This is a genomic window from Pseudoalteromonas sp. SR43-2 (assembly GCF_014163885.1).
Taxonomy (GTDB): Bacteria; Pseudomonadota; Gammaproteobacteria; order Enterobacterales; family Alteromonadaceae; genus Pseudoalteromonas; species Pseudoalteromonas distincta.
This window is the reverse complement of record NZ_JACJED010000001.1, coordinates 1-16,666: the sequence shown is the minus strand read 5'-3', so window position 1 is coordinate 16,666 and position 16,666 is coordinate 1. Positions and strand designations below refer to the sequence as shown.

At 39.8% G+C, this 16,666-nt stretch carries 14 protein-coding genes; 10 read left to right on the top strand and 4 right to left on the bottom strand.

The annotated features are described in order from the left end of the window. Window positions 1–86: 86 nt before the first annotated feature. On the top strand, window positions 87–740 hold the full coding sequence (gene rluA, locus H5120_RS00070) for a bifunctional tRNA pseudouridine(32) synthase/23S rRNA pseudouridine(746) synthase RluA (RefSeq protein ID WP_182673238.1): 654 nt from the start codon (window positions 87–89) through the stop codon (window positions 738–740). A gap of 92 nt (window positions 741–832) precedes the next feature. Then, the gene (locus H5120_RS00065) at window positions 833–1,783 is read left to right on the top strand and encodes a DUF3530 family protein (RefSeq protein ID WP_182673237.1); all 951 of its coding nucleotides are present in this window, start codon (window positions 833–835) and stop codon (window positions 1,781–1,783) included. Here H5120_RS00065 and djlA read toward each other — a convergent pair. Genes djlA through H5120_RS00050 form a run of 3 tightly spaced genes read right to left on the bottom strand, consistent with a single transcriptional unit; the run spans window position 1,766 to window position 4,318 of the window. Continuing rightward, on the bottom strand, window positions 1,766–2,632 hold the full coding sequence (gene djlA, locus H5120_RS00060) for a co-chaperone DjlA (protein WP_002960826.1): 867 nt from the start codon (window positions 2,630–2,632) through the stop codon (window positions 1,766–1,768). The genes H5120_RS00065 and djlA overlap by 18 nt on opposite strands. A 31-nt stretch (window positions 2,633–2,663) precedes the next feature. Next, a complete protein-coding gene (gene murU, locus H5120_RS00055; protein ID WP_182673236.1) occupies window positions 2,664–3,320 on the bottom strand; it encodes an N-acetylmuramate alpha-1-phosphate uridylyltransferase MurU in 657 nt (218 codons plus the stop codon). Further along, a complete protein-coding gene (locus H5120_RS00050; RefSeq protein WP_182673235.1) occupies window positions 3,317–4,318 on the bottom strand; it encodes an aminoglycoside phosphotransferase family protein in 1,002 nt (333 codons plus the stop codon). The genes murU and H5120_RS00050 overlap by 4 nt, the downstream gene beginning before the upstream one ends. 100 nt (window positions 4,319–4,418) lie before the next feature. Here H5120_RS00050 and lptD point away from each other — a divergent pair, with 100 nt between their 5' ends. The 8 genes from lptD to H5120_RS00010 all read left to right on the top strand — a co-directional run bounded on the left by lptD (window position 4,419) and on the right by H5120_RS00010 (window position 15,395). Further along, window positions 4,419–6,671, top strand: coding sequence for an LPS assembly protein LptD (gene lptD / locus H5120_RS00045; RefSeq protein WP_182673234.1), 2,253 nt, complete (start codon window positions 4,419–4,421; stop codon window positions 6,669–6,671). A gap of 30 nt (window positions 6,672–6,701) precedes the next feature. Further along, window positions 6,702–7,997: a peptidylprolyl isomerase SurA gene (gene surA / locus H5120_RS00040; protein WP_002960833.1), complete on the top strand. Its 1,296-nt coding sequence runs from the start codon at window positions 6,702–6,704 to the stop codon at window positions 7,995–7,997. Window positions 7,998–7,999: 2 nt separating this feature from the next. Then, on the top strand, window positions 8,000–8,992 hold the full coding sequence (pdxA, locus tag H5120_RS00035) for a 4-hydroxythreonine-4-phosphate dehydrogenase PdxA (RefSeq protein WP_182673233.1): 993 nt from the start codon (window positions 8,000–8,002) through the stop codon (window positions 8,990–8,992). After that, the gene (rsmA, locus tag H5120_RS00030; protein ID WP_002960838.1) at window positions 8,989–9,795 is read left to right on the top strand and encodes a 16S rRNA (adenine(1518)-N(6)/adenine(1519)-N(6))-dimethyltransferase RsmA; all 807 of its coding nucleotides are present in this window, start codon (window positions 8,989–8,991) and stop codon (window positions 9,793–9,795) included. The genes pdxA and rsmA overlap by 4 nt, the downstream gene beginning before the upstream one ends. Then, window positions 9,779–10,168: a Co2+/Mg2+ efflux protein ApaG gene (apaG, locus tag H5120_RS00025; RefSeq protein WP_002960839.1), complete on the top strand. Its 390-nt coding sequence runs from the start codon at window positions 9,779–9,781 to the stop codon at window positions 10,166–10,168. Before rsmA ends, apaG begins: the two co-directional genes overlap by 17 nt. Window positions 10,169–10,176: 8 nt before the next feature. After that, window positions 10,177–10,995 (top strand): symmetrical bis(5'-nucleosyl)-tetraphosphatase, encoded by an 819-nt coding sequence (locus tag H5120_RS00020; protein WP_182673232.1) that lies wholly within the window; start codon window positions 10,177–10,179, stop codon window positions 10,993–10,995. A gap of 137 nt (window positions 10,996–11,132) precedes the next feature. Continuing rightward, window positions 11,133–13,148, top strand: coding sequence for a methyl-accepting chemotaxis protein (locus H5120_RS00015; RefSeq protein ID WP_182673231.1), 2,016 nt, complete (start codon window positions 11,133–11,135; stop codon window positions 13,146–13,148). Between the two features lie 804 nt (window positions 13,149–13,952). Next, the gene (locus H5120_RS00010; RefSeq protein ID WP_182673230.1) at window positions 13,953–15,395 is read left to right on the top strand and encodes a capsule assembly Wzi family protein; all 1,443 of its coding nucleotides are present in this window, start codon (window positions 13,953–13,955) and stop codon (window positions 15,393–15,395) included. Window positions 15,396–15,593: 198 nt separating this feature from the next. On the opposite strand, the gene H5120_RS00005 is transcribed toward H5120_RS00010, so the two are convergent. After that, the gene (locus H5120_RS00005) at window positions 15,594–16,598 is read right to left on the bottom strand and encodes an NAD-dependent epimerase (protein WP_182673229.1); all 1,005 of its coding nucleotides are present in this window, start codon (window positions 16,596–16,598) and stop codon (window positions 15,594–15,596) included. Window positions 16,599–16,666: the final 68 nt, after the last annotated feature.

Genomic DNA, 16,666 nt, shown 5'->3' with positions numbered 1-16,666 from the left:
AGTTAAAACAATATAGCCAAACTTTTACTTGAGCCTGTTGGCTTGCTCTACTAAAATAGCGCCCTTCAAAATTACTAAGGTCGGCCGTGTTAGTTAACTACAATCCCCCTATGAGTCCGTATTTAACGATACTTTTTCAGGATGACGACTTACTGATAGTTAATAAACCAAGTGAGTTATTAACTGTCCCAGGTAAAGATCCTAAACATGCCGACAGCTTAATTAATCGTGTTAATCGTGTTTTTCCAACAGCAAGAATAGTGCACCGCTTAGATATGGCGACTTCTGGCATACTGTGCCTTGCCATGAATAAAGCAGCGCACAGACATTTAAGTATGCAGTTTCAAGAGCGCGAAACAGCGAAACGTTACATAGCACGTGTATACGGACAACTTAAAGCTGAAACAGGATCAGTAGATTTACCCCTTATTTGTGATTGGCCTAATCGCCCTAAACAAATGGTTGATCACGACAGAGGTAAACCTTCGCTTACGCATTTCAAAATACTTGAGCGTGAAGAAAATGCAACCCGTGTAGAGCTAACTCCCATCACTGGTCGCTCGCATCAACTACGTGTGCATATGTTAAGCTTGGGTCATCCTATTTTAGGTGATAGACTTTACGCCCACAAAGAGGCACTTGCTGCCGCTCCTCGCTTACAATTACATGCACAAATGCTGGAATTAAAGCACCCCGTAACTGAGCAAGTACTTACTTTTGAAGCCGAATTAGAGTTTTAACAGGTTTAAATTTACTAGCTAATTCGCTCTATATATTAAACTTTTAGATAACCTTGCCGATACCTAACTAATTGTCATTAGTTAGGTGCGTTATGCTATTTACACGGTTTTTAAAAGGGGCTTTTTATATACAGCTCAGCTGTGCCCTACTTTTAGCTAACCCCATCAGCGCGGCTGAACATATTGCTCCACCTAGCCTATTAAGTATTGAAAATAGCGATATTGAGCGACTACTTCCAAGTGATGAAATAAAGCCTATATTGGCGGGTGAAACAGAATTTTTAAGCCTTTACAGCGAGTATATGAGTAGTAATTTTAGAGGTATCGTAATACTTATACCCGACTGGCATTCTTCACCTACCAATAACTCCGGTATGAGCTACTTGCGCAAAGAGCTTAATAATTTAGGTTACAGCACCTACGCAATGACAGTGCCCGACATTGACTGGCAAGCAAGTAAACTGGCCGAAACAATGCCCAGCGAAACCGAAGCGGCGCCTAGTAAAGCCGATGAGCCTGCATCACCCGACACCACAACAAACGCACAATCACAGCCTGCAAAAATCAAAGGTGAGCCTCATTACGTTAATGCAATTGAAAAAGTAACTGACGACATACTTGATGACTATAAAATAAATCTCATTTCTCGGTTTAATGCGCTGTATCAAACCGCTATGGAAGATTCGAGTAATATAGTGGTTATTGCACAAGGTACTAGTGCGGGTGTGTTGTTGGAGTACTATGCAGATTTTCCGGACGAGAGACTAGATGCGTTTATAAGTTTAAGCAGTTACTTACCTAATACTAAACGTAACGAAAGTTTGAGCCAAACAGCGTCACTTGTTACACCCGCCTTACTTGATATTTACTACGCAAATGACAACACAGACATTTTAATGAGCCTTAAAAATCGTCAGCGCTGGGTTGAGCGAAATGCAAAATTTGATTACCGCCAACGACAATTGTTTGGCCTGCGCGATCAACCCGGTCAACACGCACGCCTAACAAAAGAAATAGACGGGTTTTTACGCCGACTTTTTTAAATACTCATAAGCGGCTTGAATATCTTGGCTCTTTTTAACAGCCAATTCCATCATGTGCTTTGGTAAACCTTGCGACACTAATTTATCTGGATGATGTTGCGACATAAGTTTGCGGTACGCTACTTTTATATCACGCTGCGTTGCATCGCTATTTAAGCCTAATAAAGCCAATGCTTGCGCACGGTTCATATTATTATTTGGCGGTACATGATGGCCAGAACCCTCACGATAGCTACTACTTTGACCTTGGCTTTGTTGCTGTTGATTAAAGCGCTGTTGTTGCTTTCTAAAGTTAAACTCAGCTTGATAACGTTTTAATACAAATGCAAAGTGTGTTTTAGAAATGCCTAGCTGTTTACTTACTTCTGCTAATAATTGCTTTTCTTGTTCGGCTAATACCCCGTCAGAAAACGCCATTTGTATTTGTATTTCTAAAAATAACTGTATTAGATCGTTTCGTTTAGCAAAGCGTTCTTTAAAATCGTGTACGGTTTCTTTAAGTGAAAAGTCGCTCTCTTTACCTGACTGAAATGCATGTTGTGCTTCGCGGCGCTCTTCCCCCTTTAAGCCCATTTCGTCCATGAACAAGTTAGCCGCTTTTATGTGTATTTCGCTCACTCGGCCATTCGATTTTGCAATGTGCCCCATAACAGCAAAGCAACTTGAAAAGAATAAAGCTTGGCGCTCGTGAACATCGTCACCACTAAATAAACTAGAAAAACCGCCTGCTTTATCAAAGTTATTTTTTAAGCTTTTATCAAATAAATGACCTAGGTATAAACCTAAAATAGCACCAAATATTTTGCCAAACATAAAGCCAAAACAAAAACCGAGAATTTTTCCCCACATCTATAATACTGCCTTCTTAAAAATTGAGTTGTTACGCCTCAAGGCGCGTGTTTAATTGGTTTAAACGCTCTGGTGTACCAATGTCATCCCACTGCCCTATGTAGAGCTCAGTAGAGACTAAATGTTCATTTAGCTTTTCACGTAAAATAGGCCCTAAAGGGCGAATACCTTGCGTTAATCCTTTGAAAAAATCAGCCTGATAGCGGCCAATCCCTGAAAATGTATATTTTTGACTCTCGGCCGGCAAATGGCTCAATGCAAAGTCGCCATCTGGGTTGTGTGGCGGGTTTTCTATAAGCACTATGTGCGCCTCACCGGGTTGCAAATGAAGTTGCATTAGCGCACTTACATCATAGTCGGTGTATACATCGCCATTTATTACAATGAACGAGTCGCCCAACAACGGTAACGCTTCAATAATACCGCCGGCCGTTTCAAGGCCACCTTCAACTTCTTGGCTATAAAGTATATTTACGCCAAATTGACTGCCATCTCTAAAATAGTCTTTTATTTTATCACCCTGCCACGCAAGGTTTATTACAATATCGGTAATACCGGCAGCTTTAAGGTTATTTATATGGTGCTCAATAAGTGGTTTTCCTGCCACTTTTAACATTGGCTTTGGCATATTTTGCGTAAGCGGCATCATACGCTGTCCGCGCCCTGCAGCTAAAATCATCGCTTTCATGAGCGCTCCTTTGCCAACTTTTCAGTCACTTTTGGCACTATGGTATTTTTTGTCCACTCACTCAATGTTTTAAGCTCTGGGTAATTTGCCGCTACTTCAATAATGTAATCAAGCGTCGGTAAAATATTATCTAAATAACCTGTTTTACCATCGCGTAAATACAATCGACAAAATATACCCGCAGCCTTTAAGTGGCGCTGTAATCCGGTTAAATCAAACCAATATTTAAACTCATCAAATGAAGTGTTAGCCAGTAAATTTTGAGCTGTAAATTCTTGATAAGCAAAATCAAGCAAACTTGTTAATTCTTGCTCTGGCAATTTAAAGTAGCAATCGCGCAGTAGCGATACTAAGTCGTAGCAAAGCGGCCCGCGTACAGCATCTTGATAATCTATAATGGCCCACTGGCCGTCACTATTCATAATATTACGGCTATGGTAATCACGATGAACGGTAACCGTAGGTTGCTCAAGCAGCGCCTTTATTAATAGCTCTGAACTTGCTTGCCACATTATTTTTTGTTCGGTACTGAGTGGCTCATTAATAAAGTCGCTTACTAACCACTGGCTAAATATATCAAGCTCTAGCTTTATAAAATCTTCGTTATACGCTTGCATAGCAGAAGCTGTGGGCGTTTTTGCCCACTGAGCACTTAAGCTAATTAATGCTTGGTAATGCTCGGTGCGATTTGCATCATCAAGCATGTCAGCTAGGTGCGTACTGCCTAAATCACTGAGGATAAAAAAGCCCTGTTTCTCATCGCTTGCAATAATACTGGGAAGTAAAAAACCTTGATCAACAAACACCTGATTTAGCGAAATGTAAGGCTCGTTATTCACTTTTTTTGGATCTGAGTCCATCACTATTAAATGTTTATTATCGTGATTTAAACGATAATAACGGCGAAAGCTAGCATCCCCCGTGATCGCGTTTAAAGTATGCGACTTGGCATTAAGGTGTGTGTTTATAAATTGTTGTAAATTCTCAAAGCGTGTCATTTTATTAGATATCTATTTTTATAGGTCAATTACTGTAATTGCCATTATTTTCCTTTATTATGTGTATATTATATTAAACACAAAGTATTAAGGTCGATAAATGAGCAAAACCTGGGGCATATTGATGCTAAGCGTAGTTAGCGCACCATCGCTTGCCGAAACTGAACTGGCACACAACCTTTGTGGCATTTCAATGCAAACCAGAGCTTGGCAACCACTTGAAGGCCTTAACCTTGGTGAAGTTGATATCCAAGCTGATGATGTTGAGCTACTTGGCACTCAAAGCGCTGAATTTACCGGCAATGTTGATATTAACACCCTTAAGATGAGTTTGTCCGCACAAACTGCGTTGATAGACAAACAGCGTGGTTTATTAAATGCAACGGGGCCAATTACTTATCAAGACTACGTAAGTAAAGTAAACAGCACCGGATTAAATGCCGATTTAAATAATTCAGAAGTCAGTTTGTTAGGCGCCGACTACAGCCTAACCGAACAACAAGGTAAAGGCGGCGCTGAAAAGCTCACTGTTAATCAGTCTGGCCTATTACTTATGAATGCAAGCTTTACTACTTGCCCAAGTGACACCCCAGCATGGGAAATTGAAGCTGACGAAATAAACCTTTCACGCGAAGAAGGTTGGGGCGAAACATATAACGCCGTATTGCGTATTTTAGATACACCGGTTTTATATTTACCTTATTTTACATTCCCGCTAGACGAACGCCGTAAATCGGGCTTACTTACCCCGACTATTTCAAGCTCTGACAAATACGGTCTTGAAACAATTACGCCGTATTATTTAAATATTGCACCTAACTTTGATGCCACTATTACCCCTCGTTATATGTCTAACAAAGGGCTGCAATTACAAACAGAATTTAAATACCTAACAGAGCAACACGAAGGCTTAGTAGGGATTGAATACTTAGATAGTGATGATTCTGAGCCTGATTTGAATGAACGCTACATGTTTCATTGGCAACAGCAAAGCTACCTAGGTGAGAACTGGCGCGCAAACGTTGATGTAACCAATGTGAGCGATGATAACTACATCACCGACTTAACTTCAAACTACGCAAGTAAAACCGATACTCAATTGTATCGTACTGGTTCACTTACCCATTTAGGTGATACATGGCGCACTGATATTAAAGTGCAAAACTTTGAAGTACTCGGCGATCACTTAGAGTCATACACTGCAATACCACAAGTTAATTTTACGCAAACAGCGCCTTGGCGTTTTGATAATTTTGACTTTAGTGTGTCGGGCGAGATAAGCCATTTTACTAATGATTCATCAGAAGTGGCCATAGACAGCGCAACTCGTGTACACGTAGAGCCAAAAGCACGCTACAACTACGCTACGCATGCGTGGTCATTTTTATCTGAAGTGAGCTTATTACAAACAAATTATAAGCAAAGCGGAAACTTAACCGGCACGCAATACAGCGATACCGTATCGCGTACTATCCCAAAAGTACGTTTGTACTCTCAACTTAACTTTGAGCGTGACGCATCTTACTTTTTTGAAGATGGTATACAAACACTAGAGCCGCAAATTCAGTATTTATATACACCTAATAAAGATCAGTCAGACATTGGCTTGTTTGATACAACCAAACTGCAAGATGATTATTATGGTTTATTTAGAGACGTGCGCTTTTCGGGTGTTGACCGTATAGCAGCTGCTAATCAGTTTACTTTAGGTGCTACAACGCGCTTATTTGATAAAAAACAAGAAGAAGTGTTTAACTTTAGTGCGGGCCAAATATTTTATTTAAGTGACGATGCCAAGCCAACAGAGCAAGGCTTAAACTCAGACACTAATTATAATGCACTATTTGCAGCTCAAACCATGTTACATTGGCACCGCCGTTGGTACCTCGCTGGAGGTATTCAATATGATACAGATGGCAAGCAAATGGTACAGTCAAATGTAACGCTTGATTATAAAGGTGATAATAATCAGCTAGTACAATTGAACCATCGCTATGCAAATGATGTCTCAGGAAATACAATCGAGCAAGCAGGTGTATTTACAAGTATTCCTATTAGCGACGAATGGCAATTTATTGCGAGCTATCATCGAGATCTTGAAAACAACAGAAGTATCGAAGTATTGAGCGGATTACAGTATGAATCATGCTGTTGGGCTATCCAAATTACTGGCCATCGCCAAATTGAAACTGATTTAAATCAGTCAATAGGACAAGAACAAGCAACTTTTGATTCAGGTATTAGTTTGAATTTTGTATTAAAAGGACTTGGCAGTAAAAGCCGTTATGATGCACAAAAATTATTACAACAAGGTATTTTTGGCTATCGTAGACCGTATTTTCTTAGTAACTAGAGTACTATCAGCAAGAGTAGTAAAAAGAATATGAATTTAAAAAAATTATTAACATCAGCAGTTTTAAGTGCCAGCCTTTGTCAAAGTGTAATGGCTGCACCAGTAGAAATAGATAAAGTTATTGGCGTTGTAAACCAAGGCGTAATTTTAAAAAGCGAAGTAGACACCATAATTGATCGTGTTAAAAAGCAAGCACAAGAACAAGGCCAGCAATTACCAAAAGATGAAACACTTCGTGTACAAGCTGTAGAGCGTTTAGTTAATCAAGCGCTTATGATGCAAATGGCTGAGCGTATGGGGTTACAAATCTCAGACAGCCAACTCGATCAAACTCTCGCTAACATGGCAAAAGAGCAAGGCGGAACAATCGCCGACTTACGCCGCACTATTGAAGGTTCGGGCGAAAGCTTTCAAGCTTACCGTGAAGAAATTCGTAAAGAAATCACAACGCAGCAAGTAACACGTGCAAGCGTTGATCGTCGTATTTATATTAGCGAACAAGAAGTTGATAACCTTTTAAAAATTATGGAAACCCAAGGTCAAAGTGCTGAAGAGTACGACATTGGTCATATTTTAATAGATATCCCTAACGATGCGACAGCTGACGAAATTGCTGATGCAAAAACACGTGCCGATAAAGTTATTGAGCTATTAAACGATGGCCAAGAATTTAAGCGTATTGCTATTTCATCATCAAGCGGCTCTAAAGCACTTGAAGGTGGACAACTTGGTTACATGGGCATTAACGAAATGCCATCGCTTTTTGCTGAAGCAGTAAAAGGCCAAAAGAAAGGCGCTATTGTTGGCCCACTTCGCTCTGGTGCTGGTTTTCATATCATTAAAGTACAAGACGTTCGTGGTCTACAAGTTGTAGAAACAACTGAAGTACGTTCACGCCATATACTTATTAAACCTTCAATTATTTTAAGTGAAGAAAAAGCACGCTCAATGCTTGCAGGCTTTGCAAAAGACTTACGCGCAGGAACAGCCGACTTTGGTGAACTTGCTAAAGAGTACTCAGAAGATCCTGGCTCTGCACTTAAAGGTGGCGAGTACGATTGGACAGATCCAACTACCTACGTACCTGCGTTTAAAGATACACTACTTTCTCTTAAAGAAAATGAAATAAGCGAACCGTTTAGAACACAGTTTGGTTGGCATATTGTGCAGCTACTTGGCAAACGTGTAGCTGATAAAACTGAACTAGCTAAACGTAACCGTGCTCACGGTATGTTGTTTAACCGTAAATTTAAGGAAGAAAGTTTTAACTGGCAGCAAGAAATGCGCGAGCAAGCTCACGTTGAAATTTTCCCTATAGACCAATAAATATGACTCTAAGAATTGCTATTACACCGGGTGAACCAGCCGGTATTGGCCCAGATTTGCTACTCACGCTTGCTCAGCAAGCGTGGGACGCTCAACTAATAGCGATTGCTGATGGCAAACTATTAAAAGAGCGTGCAAAGCATTTAGGCTTAACAATAAACTTAATTAAATTTGATGATAATGCCCCCGCCATATCAGCACCTGCAGGCAGTTTGTACATTCATCAGGTTGATTTAGGTGCGGTTGTAGAGCTTGGCGTACTAAACGACGGTAACGGCCAATACGTGTTAGATACCTTGCGTATAGCAAGTGAAAAAAACATGGATGGCACGTTCGATGCGGTTGTTACGGGCCCTGTTCACAAAGGCATTATTAACAAAGCGGGCATTTCATTTAGCGGACACACTGAGTATTTTGCGCAGCAATCAAATACTGCAGATGTAGTTATGATGCTTGCAACTGAAGGTTTACGCGTTGCACTTGTAACCACGCATATTCCACTTGCGTATGTATCGCGTGCCATTACTCCTGAGCGCTTAACTAAAGTAGCGGGTATTTTAAATCACGACTTACAAACTAAGTTTGGGATAGAAAAACCACGTATTTTAGTGTGTGGCTTAAACCCACATGCAGGTGAAGATGGCCATTTAGGCCGTGAAGAAATAGAAACAATCACCCCAACGCTTGAAATACTTAGAAGCGAAGGGATGAATTTAATTGGCCCACTACCGGCCGATACCTTATTTCAACATAAATACCTATCTGAAGCAGATGCAGTACTTGCTATGTATCACGATCAGGGATTACCTGTGCTAAAATACAAAGGATTTGGTAAATCGGTGAATATTACCCTTGGCTTACCATTTATCCGCACCTCAGTTGACCACGGTACTGCACTCGATTTAGCAGGGACTGGTACAGCTGACGTTGGCAGTTTTGAATTAGCGATCCGCGAAGCAATTAAGCTCGCCCAAGAAAAAGCACAAAATCAATGACCGATAAAGTACATTTAGGACACCGCGCTCGTAAGCGTTTTGGGCAAAACTTTTTATTTGATGAATCTATCATCGATAAAATAGTCTCTGCGATTGATCCTAAACCAGAAGACAACTTAGTAGAAATTGGCCCCGGCCTTGGCGCAATCACTGAGCCAGTAGCCGACTTAAGCGGCCATTTAACGGTTGTTGAATTAGATAAAGACTTAGCACAACGATTAATTGAACACCCATTTTTGGGTCCTAAATTAACCGTTAACCAAGGCGATGCAATGACGTTTGACTTTGCAAGCTTGGTTCGCGATGACAAAAAATTAAAAGTGTTTGGTAACTTACCTTACAATATTTCGACACCGTTATTGTTTCACCTTTTTGAATTTTCAGATCATATTGAGCACATGCACTTTATGCTTCAAAAAGAAGTAGTAAAACGCATGGTAGCAGGCCCAGGTAGTAAAACATTTGGTCGCTTAAGCGTAATGACTCAATACTACTGTAATGCAATGCCGGTTGTTGAAGTACCACCTGAGTGCTTTAAACCAGCGCCAAAAGTTGACTCTGCTGTTATTCGTTTAATACCTAAAAAGCCAGAGCAACGTACAGCAAAAAGCGTTAAAATTTTAAACACCGTGTGTTTAGAAGCATTTAACCAGCGCCGTAAAACGCTACGAAATAGTTTAGGTAACTTACTTACCGCAGAAGAACTAACTAGCATTGGCATTGATATAACGCTGCGTGCTGAGCGCTTATCTTTACAACAATTTATTGATATAGCTAACTGGATTTATGACAACAAGCAGTAACATTGGATCGCCTGTAAAGGTATCTGTAGAAACATTTTACGTAGAAGGTCAATCTCAACCGGAGCTTGAAAAATACGTATTTGCTTACTCGGTAACAATTAAAAACCATAGTTTATGCAGTGCAAAATTACTGAGCCGCTATTGGTTAATTACCGACGCAAATGGCAAACAAGTAGAAGTTGAAGGCGAAGGCGTTGTTGGCGAAATGCCAGATATTGGCCCAGGCGAAAGCTATAAATACACCAGCGGTGCAATTTTAGATACACCTGTAGGCACTATGCAAGGCCATTACACGTTACGCAACGAGTTTGGCTCTGAGTTTCAGGCGCCTATTAATGTGTTTCGTTTGGCTTGCCCTAACATTTTGCATTAAGCACTTATATGGCAGATTATGCGATAGGTGATTTACAAGGGTGTTTTAGTGAATTTAACATCCTTTTACAACGGGTTGATTTTAATCCAAGTAAAGATCACCTATATTTAGTTGGCGACATAGTTGCTCGCGGGCCAGACTCCCTAGCCTGCTTAGACTATATTTATCAACATCAAAATAGCATGACCATCACTTTAGGCAATCACGACCTTCACATGGTTGCCTGCTACTTTCTTAACAAACCCACTAATCCAAACGATAAATTAAACTCAATATTTGAAAGCCCTAAATTGGCTAACTACATCGCTTTTTTACAAACCCAGCCATTGGCATTAGAGCTTATAAAACATAACTGCTTTATATCTCACGCGGGGTTAAATCCCGATTGGTCTGTTGAAGATGCGCTAAAACAAGCCCAATTTGCACAAAGCTGTTATCAATCAAGTAACGCAAAAGCGTTTTTTGAACACATGTATCAGCCTCACTCCGCTAAGTGGTCGAATACCCTTGATGACTTTGCAAAGTTTAGATACATAGTTAATTACTTTACCCGCATGCGTTTTTTAACAAGTGATAACACACTCGAGCTTAATGCAAAGGGTGCAATAACCGATAGCGAAACTCTCACTCCTTGGTTTAACCACCCCAATATAGCTAAATCTAAACACGATATTATTTTTGGCCACTGGGCCGCACTTGAAGGTAGAACAGGTAATTCACGGGTTCACGCCCTAGATACAGGCTGCGTATGGGGTAACACCATGACCCTAATGGAGCTAAGTACTAAAAAAGTAATCGTAGAAAATTCCCACCTTTCGTCTAAATAAACTGAAAAAAAACAATACATCTGTTAGATTTATCAATTAATAGTTAAAATTAATTAAAGTAATTGATTTTAATTACTTAACTTATTGGTACAAACGCCGATAAGTTTTAATTGAAGTACTTTTTGAGTGGAAATCTTATGAACCTGACAGTAAGCCAGCGTATTTGGGGTGGTTTTATATTTATCACACTATTATTATTAATAATTGGTGGTAATTCCTTAATAAAAATTGCAAATATTGACCGTTCCACTCAAAAAGTGAACCAACTATCACTCCCAGCATTAAATAAAAGCTCTGAGCTACAAGCCGAATTTATTTTAATGAGTAAAGCCGCACAAGCGAGCTTTTACACGACATCAGCCAATGAGCTTGCGCCAATAAAAGCACAAGTCCTTGAACAAAAACAGCAATTCAACACGCTGCACCGTGAGCTTCAAGACGTAGTAAAAAACGATGCTGCACTTAATCAAAGTAGCCAAAATGTAGAAAAAACTTATTTAAGCTTTTTAAGCACCGTTGAAAATTTATTAGCAGATAAAGGCAAACAACTAGCATTAAATAAAACATTAAAAGCACAATTAGAAAATATAGAACTAAGTGCAGAAGATGCTAACTCTGTTGTACTCGACATTATCGACATTGACGGGTTTGAACAAAACCACCCTCGCGCTTATCAAGCTGCAAATAATTTAGAAAACAACTTTATGTCGGTAGTTAGTAACAGCACCGACATGCTAACAGTTAAAACGCTTAATACTCTCGATATTGTTAAAAACGAGCAAACGTATTACCTTGAAGAAGTAGTACGTACCGTTGATTTAATTAAGCCAGCAATAGAGCAAACGCATAGCGACTTATATTCAAGCCTAAAAGAGTATGTTGATATTTTAGAAAATAACATAAAGGGCAGTAACAGCTTAGCAGCAAACAAAAAACGTTTAATTGATTCGATTACGCTTACGCAATCAGAGCTTGCACAGTCAGAGCAAGCCACCAAAATGGCACTTAACCAAATTGACGAGCTAGTTAATCAAGCGAGTGACGTTGCGTTTAAATTACAACAAGGTGTGCGCAGCGATGTAGACTCAGCTAATTTATGGACCTGGGTTGGTATGGTTATAGCCACCATTTTAGCAATTGTGATTGCCATTATTACTGTTAGCCGCATTACTAAACCACTTGCCGAAGTTAATCGCATTTTAGATATTGTTGCCAGTGGCGACATGACACAACGTTTAGACGACAGCGCTCAAGACGAGTTTGGCGAACTATCTAAAAGTTGTAATACACTAATTGACAGCCTACGCAGCCTAATTAAAGGTATTATTTCGCGCTCGACTCAGCTTGCAGCAGCATCAGAGCAAACATCGGCCATTACCTCAGAATCAAGCCAAGCAATTCGTAACCAGCAAGCACAAGTTGAACAAGCAGCTACTGCAACAACCGAAATGAGCAGTACATCGCAAACAGTTAGTAACAGCGCTCAACAAGCGCTTAGCGAAATTAAAAATGCTGATAAAGAAGCTGAACGCGTTAAAGGTATTTCGAATAACAATAAAGCCACGATTGAACAGCTAGCACGTGAAGTAGACGACGCCTCACAAGTTATTAATAAACTGCATCAAGATAGCGCATCAATAGGCAGCATTTTGGATGTAATACGCGGAATAGCGGAACAAACGAACCTACTTGCACTAAATGCCGCAATTGAAGCTGCGCGAGCTGGTGAATATGGCCGAGGCTTTGCTGTTGTAGCTGACGAAGTACGCTCTCTAGCGAGTAAAACTCAAGAGTCGACCCAAGAGATACAATCAATGATTGAGTCTCTTCAAACAGGCGCTGAAGCTGCCGTAACGGCAATGAGCAAAGGTAAGCAACGTGCGGTATCGTGTGTTGAACAAACCGACCTAGCAAGTAGCGCACTTGATTCGATTACATTTGCGGTTTCGCAAGCTCACGACGTAAGTGAAGAAATTTCGACTGCCGCACTTGAGCAACAACAAGTAGCACAAGAAATTAGCGAACGCCTTGAGTCGATTGTAGCCATCGCAGAGCAAACAGCCGAAGGCGCAAATCAAACTAATATTTCAAGTTCAGAAGTAGCAAAACTTGCTGAAGAGCTTCGCTTGTCGGTAGACGAATTTAAAGTTTAGGCTAACAAAAACAATTAAAAAAAACCCGATGGTACACAGTACCATCGGGGTTTTTGTTTATAAGACCTTTAAAAGTGAGGTATAAAACCTTACCGGTAAGCGCTGCTCTTACTCACGTAAAAACGCAATTTTAAACATTTATATTACCTACTTTTGCCTTCACTAAAGTGCAGCGCCCTCTTAACCTTTTTGTGAATAAATTACTTAAAACCTTATTGCACAAAGAGAAGTAAAAGAGGAGTAAATGAGAAGAGACTAAAGCACAGAAATTACGAATTTTGCTCGCCTACAAGTAAGTTTAACCACAGCATCAAACTTTCCAGGTAGGCGTGAAGCTTGCTCACGCGAAAAGCGCAGCTTTTGATATTTATTACTAATAACTTACCCACTTTTGGCTTCTCTAAAGCGAAGCGCCCTCTTAGCCTCTTTGTGAATAGATTACTTAAAACCTTATTGCACAAAGAGAAGCAAAAGAGGAGTAAATGAGAAGACATTAAAACAATAGTAATTATGTATTTTTACTTCTCTAAAACGCAGCGCCCTCTTAACCTCTTTGTGAATAAATAACTTATAAATCTATTTTTTGTAGGTATAACTTATTAAATATATTCACCACCTGCTTTATAGCTAAACACTAAATACAAAAACGCGCTCGAATTTAACGGATAGTCTATCACCTGTGAATGATAGCCTACTCCTATATATACCCACTAATATATCGCTTTTTTCTTCCTTACTTAGGCGTTTATTGCTAACCTCGCGTTAACGTTTTTACTTAAACAACTTTTTGCTAACGGAATAATTATGCTCAAAAAAATATCACTGTTTATCGGGATGGCAATCAGTGCAAATGCTGTTGCTAAAGGTGGCGTATCACCCTACTTACCTTTAAATCAAGCCCCAGAACTTGAGCACCAAGTACAACGACTTTTAGCCGTAAGTAAAAACACACATATTATGAGTAAGCCCTATAAAGCTCACGATATTTATAGAGTACTGCAAACAGTAAGGCATACTTACCCAGAACTATATCAAACACTTTCGTACCAACTTAGCCCTTATATTCAAAGCGACGCGGGGGCATTTGCAAAAGTAACACTTGCTGCTGGCACAAAAGATAAAACACTGCCTAACCAACGCGGCCAAACCACTAAAACTAATTTAATTGTTGAAGGTGGCGCTTATGCTAACTTCGGGCGTTACTTTGGTGTAAGTGTTGCAGGCATAGCCAACGAAGACGAAATATTACCTACACAAAGCTTTTTTTACCTTGGTAATAAATACGCGCAGTTAGATGTAGGTTACCGCGAACATTGGTACTCACCTTTTAACGACAGTGCCATGTTACTAAGCACACAAGCTAAAACAACCCCTTCTATAACGCTTAGCAATGTAGAGCCAATAACCAGCTTTAATATTCGTTACGATATGTTTATTAGTAAAATGACAGAGCAACGTGGGATATTAAGAGAGGGAAGGCAAGATGGTGTAGCTAGGGTTTATGAACCAGGAAAACCATATTTGTTTGGCTTTCACACTAGCTTGGCAGCAACCGATAATTTAACAATAGGCTTAAGCCGCTTAATGCAGTTTGGTGGAGGCCCGCGAAGCGTTACAATTAAAGATTTTACAGAAGGATTTTTTAGTCCTGGTAGTAAAGATAATATCAATAGCGATGACGCTGAAGAGTTAGGTGAAGATTATGAGCTTGGGGATCAACTTGGCTCTATTACATTTGCCTACAGCAATAGTATTTATGCGCTACCGTTCGAGTTTTATGGTGAAGTTGCACTTGAAGATACATTAGGTGGCTCTCGCAATAATGCATATAGCTTTGGTATTTACTTGCCTTTTATTGCTAATAACCACAGCCTACGTTTTGAGCACAGTAATTGGCAAGTTAGCTGGTATAGTAACCACTTATATTTAGATGGCAACCGTAATTCAGGCAATGTAATTGGCCACTGGGCGGGTGATGAGCATGACTACACCGACTACACCTCTGCTAAATCTATGAGCGTAAATTGGCATTGGCAATTAAGTAAAATAGAAAGCTTAAATACCACTATACGTATGCTTGAAAATAAACGTGATGCTTATAAAACAAGTTATGAACTGCAAACAGCGTACACACGCAAGTTAAGCAAACCAATAATGGGCGCTAAAAGTTGGGGAGCTGAGCTATATCAAGGAAAGGATGTATACGGGGAAACATTTGCTAGGTTAGGTGTATTTGCTAATTTTTAACACCCTGTAGGCGCGAATTTACTTCGCGCTAAGCTAACTTAACTTTACCAAAGCGAGGTGTAAAACCTCACCTACAACATATCCAACCCGTAGGCGCGAATTTACTTCGCGCTCATCTAAATTAACTTTATTAAAAGCAAAAAAAAGCACTGTCTTAAATTTAAAACAGTGTTTTAAATGACTTACAAATTGTAACCTTTATTTATAAAAGCTTTTATACCACTTAATAAGCTCACTTACGCCTTGCTTAACACCAACTTGCGCTTTATAGCCTGTTGCATTAAATAAGTCGGTAGTATCAGCATAAGTTTTATAAACATCGCCGGCTTGCATTTCACGGAAGTTCTTTTTAGCTTCAGTACCTAGTTCAGCTTCAATGGCTTCAATAAACTTCATTAGGTTTATTGGGCTACCGTGGCCAATATTATAAACCGCATACGGAGCAGAGCTAGAAGCAGGCGAACCAGTTTCAACTCTCCAGTCAGGGTTTGCAGTAGGTATAACATCGGCAGCACGAACAACGCCTTCTACTATGTCATCTATGTAAGTAAAGTCACGCCACATATCGCCGTTGTTGTTTATATTAATAGTGTCGCCGGCAAGTATTTTTTTAGTAAAAATATACGGTGCCATATCAGGACGACCCCATGGGCCATAAACGGTAAAAAAGCGTAAACCTGTTGTAGGTAAGCTATATAAATGAGAATAACTATGCGCCATTAGCTCATTCGCTTTTTTAGTAGCAGCATAAAACGACACTGGGTGATCGACACTGTCGGTTGTTTCAAACGGTGTTTTTTCGTTTAAGCCATATACAGAGCTAGATGAAGCATAAACCAAGTGCTTAACTTTAGTATTACGACATCCTTCAAGCACATTTAAGTGCCCTACTAAATTAGAGTCTGCATAAGCATCAGGGTTTTCTATTGAATACCTAACACCGGCTTGCGCCGCTAAATGTATTACTTTATCAAACTGCTGTGTTTTAAATAACTCGCTCATTGCTGGGCGTTCACTTATATCAAGCTTAATAAATGTAAACGCTTCATGGCTTTCAAACTGCGCTAAACGAGCTAGTTTTAAATTTACATCGTAATAATCGTTAAGGTTATCAATACCGACTACTACATGGCCAGCCGCTAACAATTTTTGACATGTTGCCGCGCCAATAAAACCAGCAGCACCCGTTACTAAATATTTCATAATTTCCTAATCTTTAAGCTGATAAAGTTGAAAGTTGAAAGTTGAAAGTTGAAAGTTGAAAGTTGAAG

Bases quoted from the DNA above. Each gene is read 5' to 3' on its own strand.
- H5120_RS00065 (WP_182673237.1), top strand. From the start codon at position 833: ATGCTATTTACACGGTTTTTAAAAGGGGCTTTTTATATACAGCTCAGC.
- djlA (WP_002960826.1), bottom strand. From the start codon at position 2,632: ATGTGGGGAAAAATTCTCGGTTTTTGTTTTGGCTTTATGTTTGGCAAA.
- murU (WP_182673236.1), bottom strand. From the start codon at position 3,320: ATGAAAGCGATGATTTTAGCTGCAGGGCGCGGACAGCGTATGATGCCG.
- H5120_RS00050 (WP_182673235.1), bottom strand. From the start codon at position 4,318: ATGACACGCTTTGAGAATTTACAACAATTTATAAACACACACCTTAAT.
- lptD (WP_182673234.1), top strand. From the start codon at position 4,419: ATGAGCAAAACCTGGGGCATATTGATGCTAAGCGTAGTTAGCGCACCA.
- surA (WP_002960833.1), top strand. From the start codon at position 6,702: ATGAATTTAAAAAAATTATTAACATCAGCAGTTTTAAGTGCCAGCCTT.
- pdxA (WP_182673233.1), top strand. From the start codon at position 8,000: ATGACTCTAAGAATTGCTATTACACCGGGTGAACCAGCCGGTATTGGC.
- rsmA (WP_002960838.1), top strand. From the start codon at position 8,989: ATGACCGATAAAGTACATTTAGGACACCGCGCTCGTAAGCGTTTTGGG.
- apaG (WP_002960839.1), top strand. From the start codon at position 9,779: ATGACAACAAGCAGTAACATTGGATCGCCTGTAAAGGTATCTGTAGAA.
- H5120_RS00020 (WP_182673232.1), top strand. From the start codon at position 10,177: ATGGCAGATTATGCGATAGGTGATTTACAAGGGTGTTTTAGTGAATTT.
- H5120_RS00015 (WP_182673231.1), top strand. From the start codon at position 11,133: ATGAACCTGACAGTAAGCCAGCGTATTTGGGGTGGTTTTATATTTATC.
- H5120_RS00010 (WP_182673230.1), top strand. From the start codon at position 13,953: ATGCTCAAAAAAATATCACTGTTTATCGGGATGGCAATCAGTGCAAAT.
- H5120_RS00005 (WP_182673229.1), bottom strand. From the start codon at position 16,598: ATGAAATATTTAGTAACGGGTGCTGCTGGTTTTATTGGCGCGGCAACA.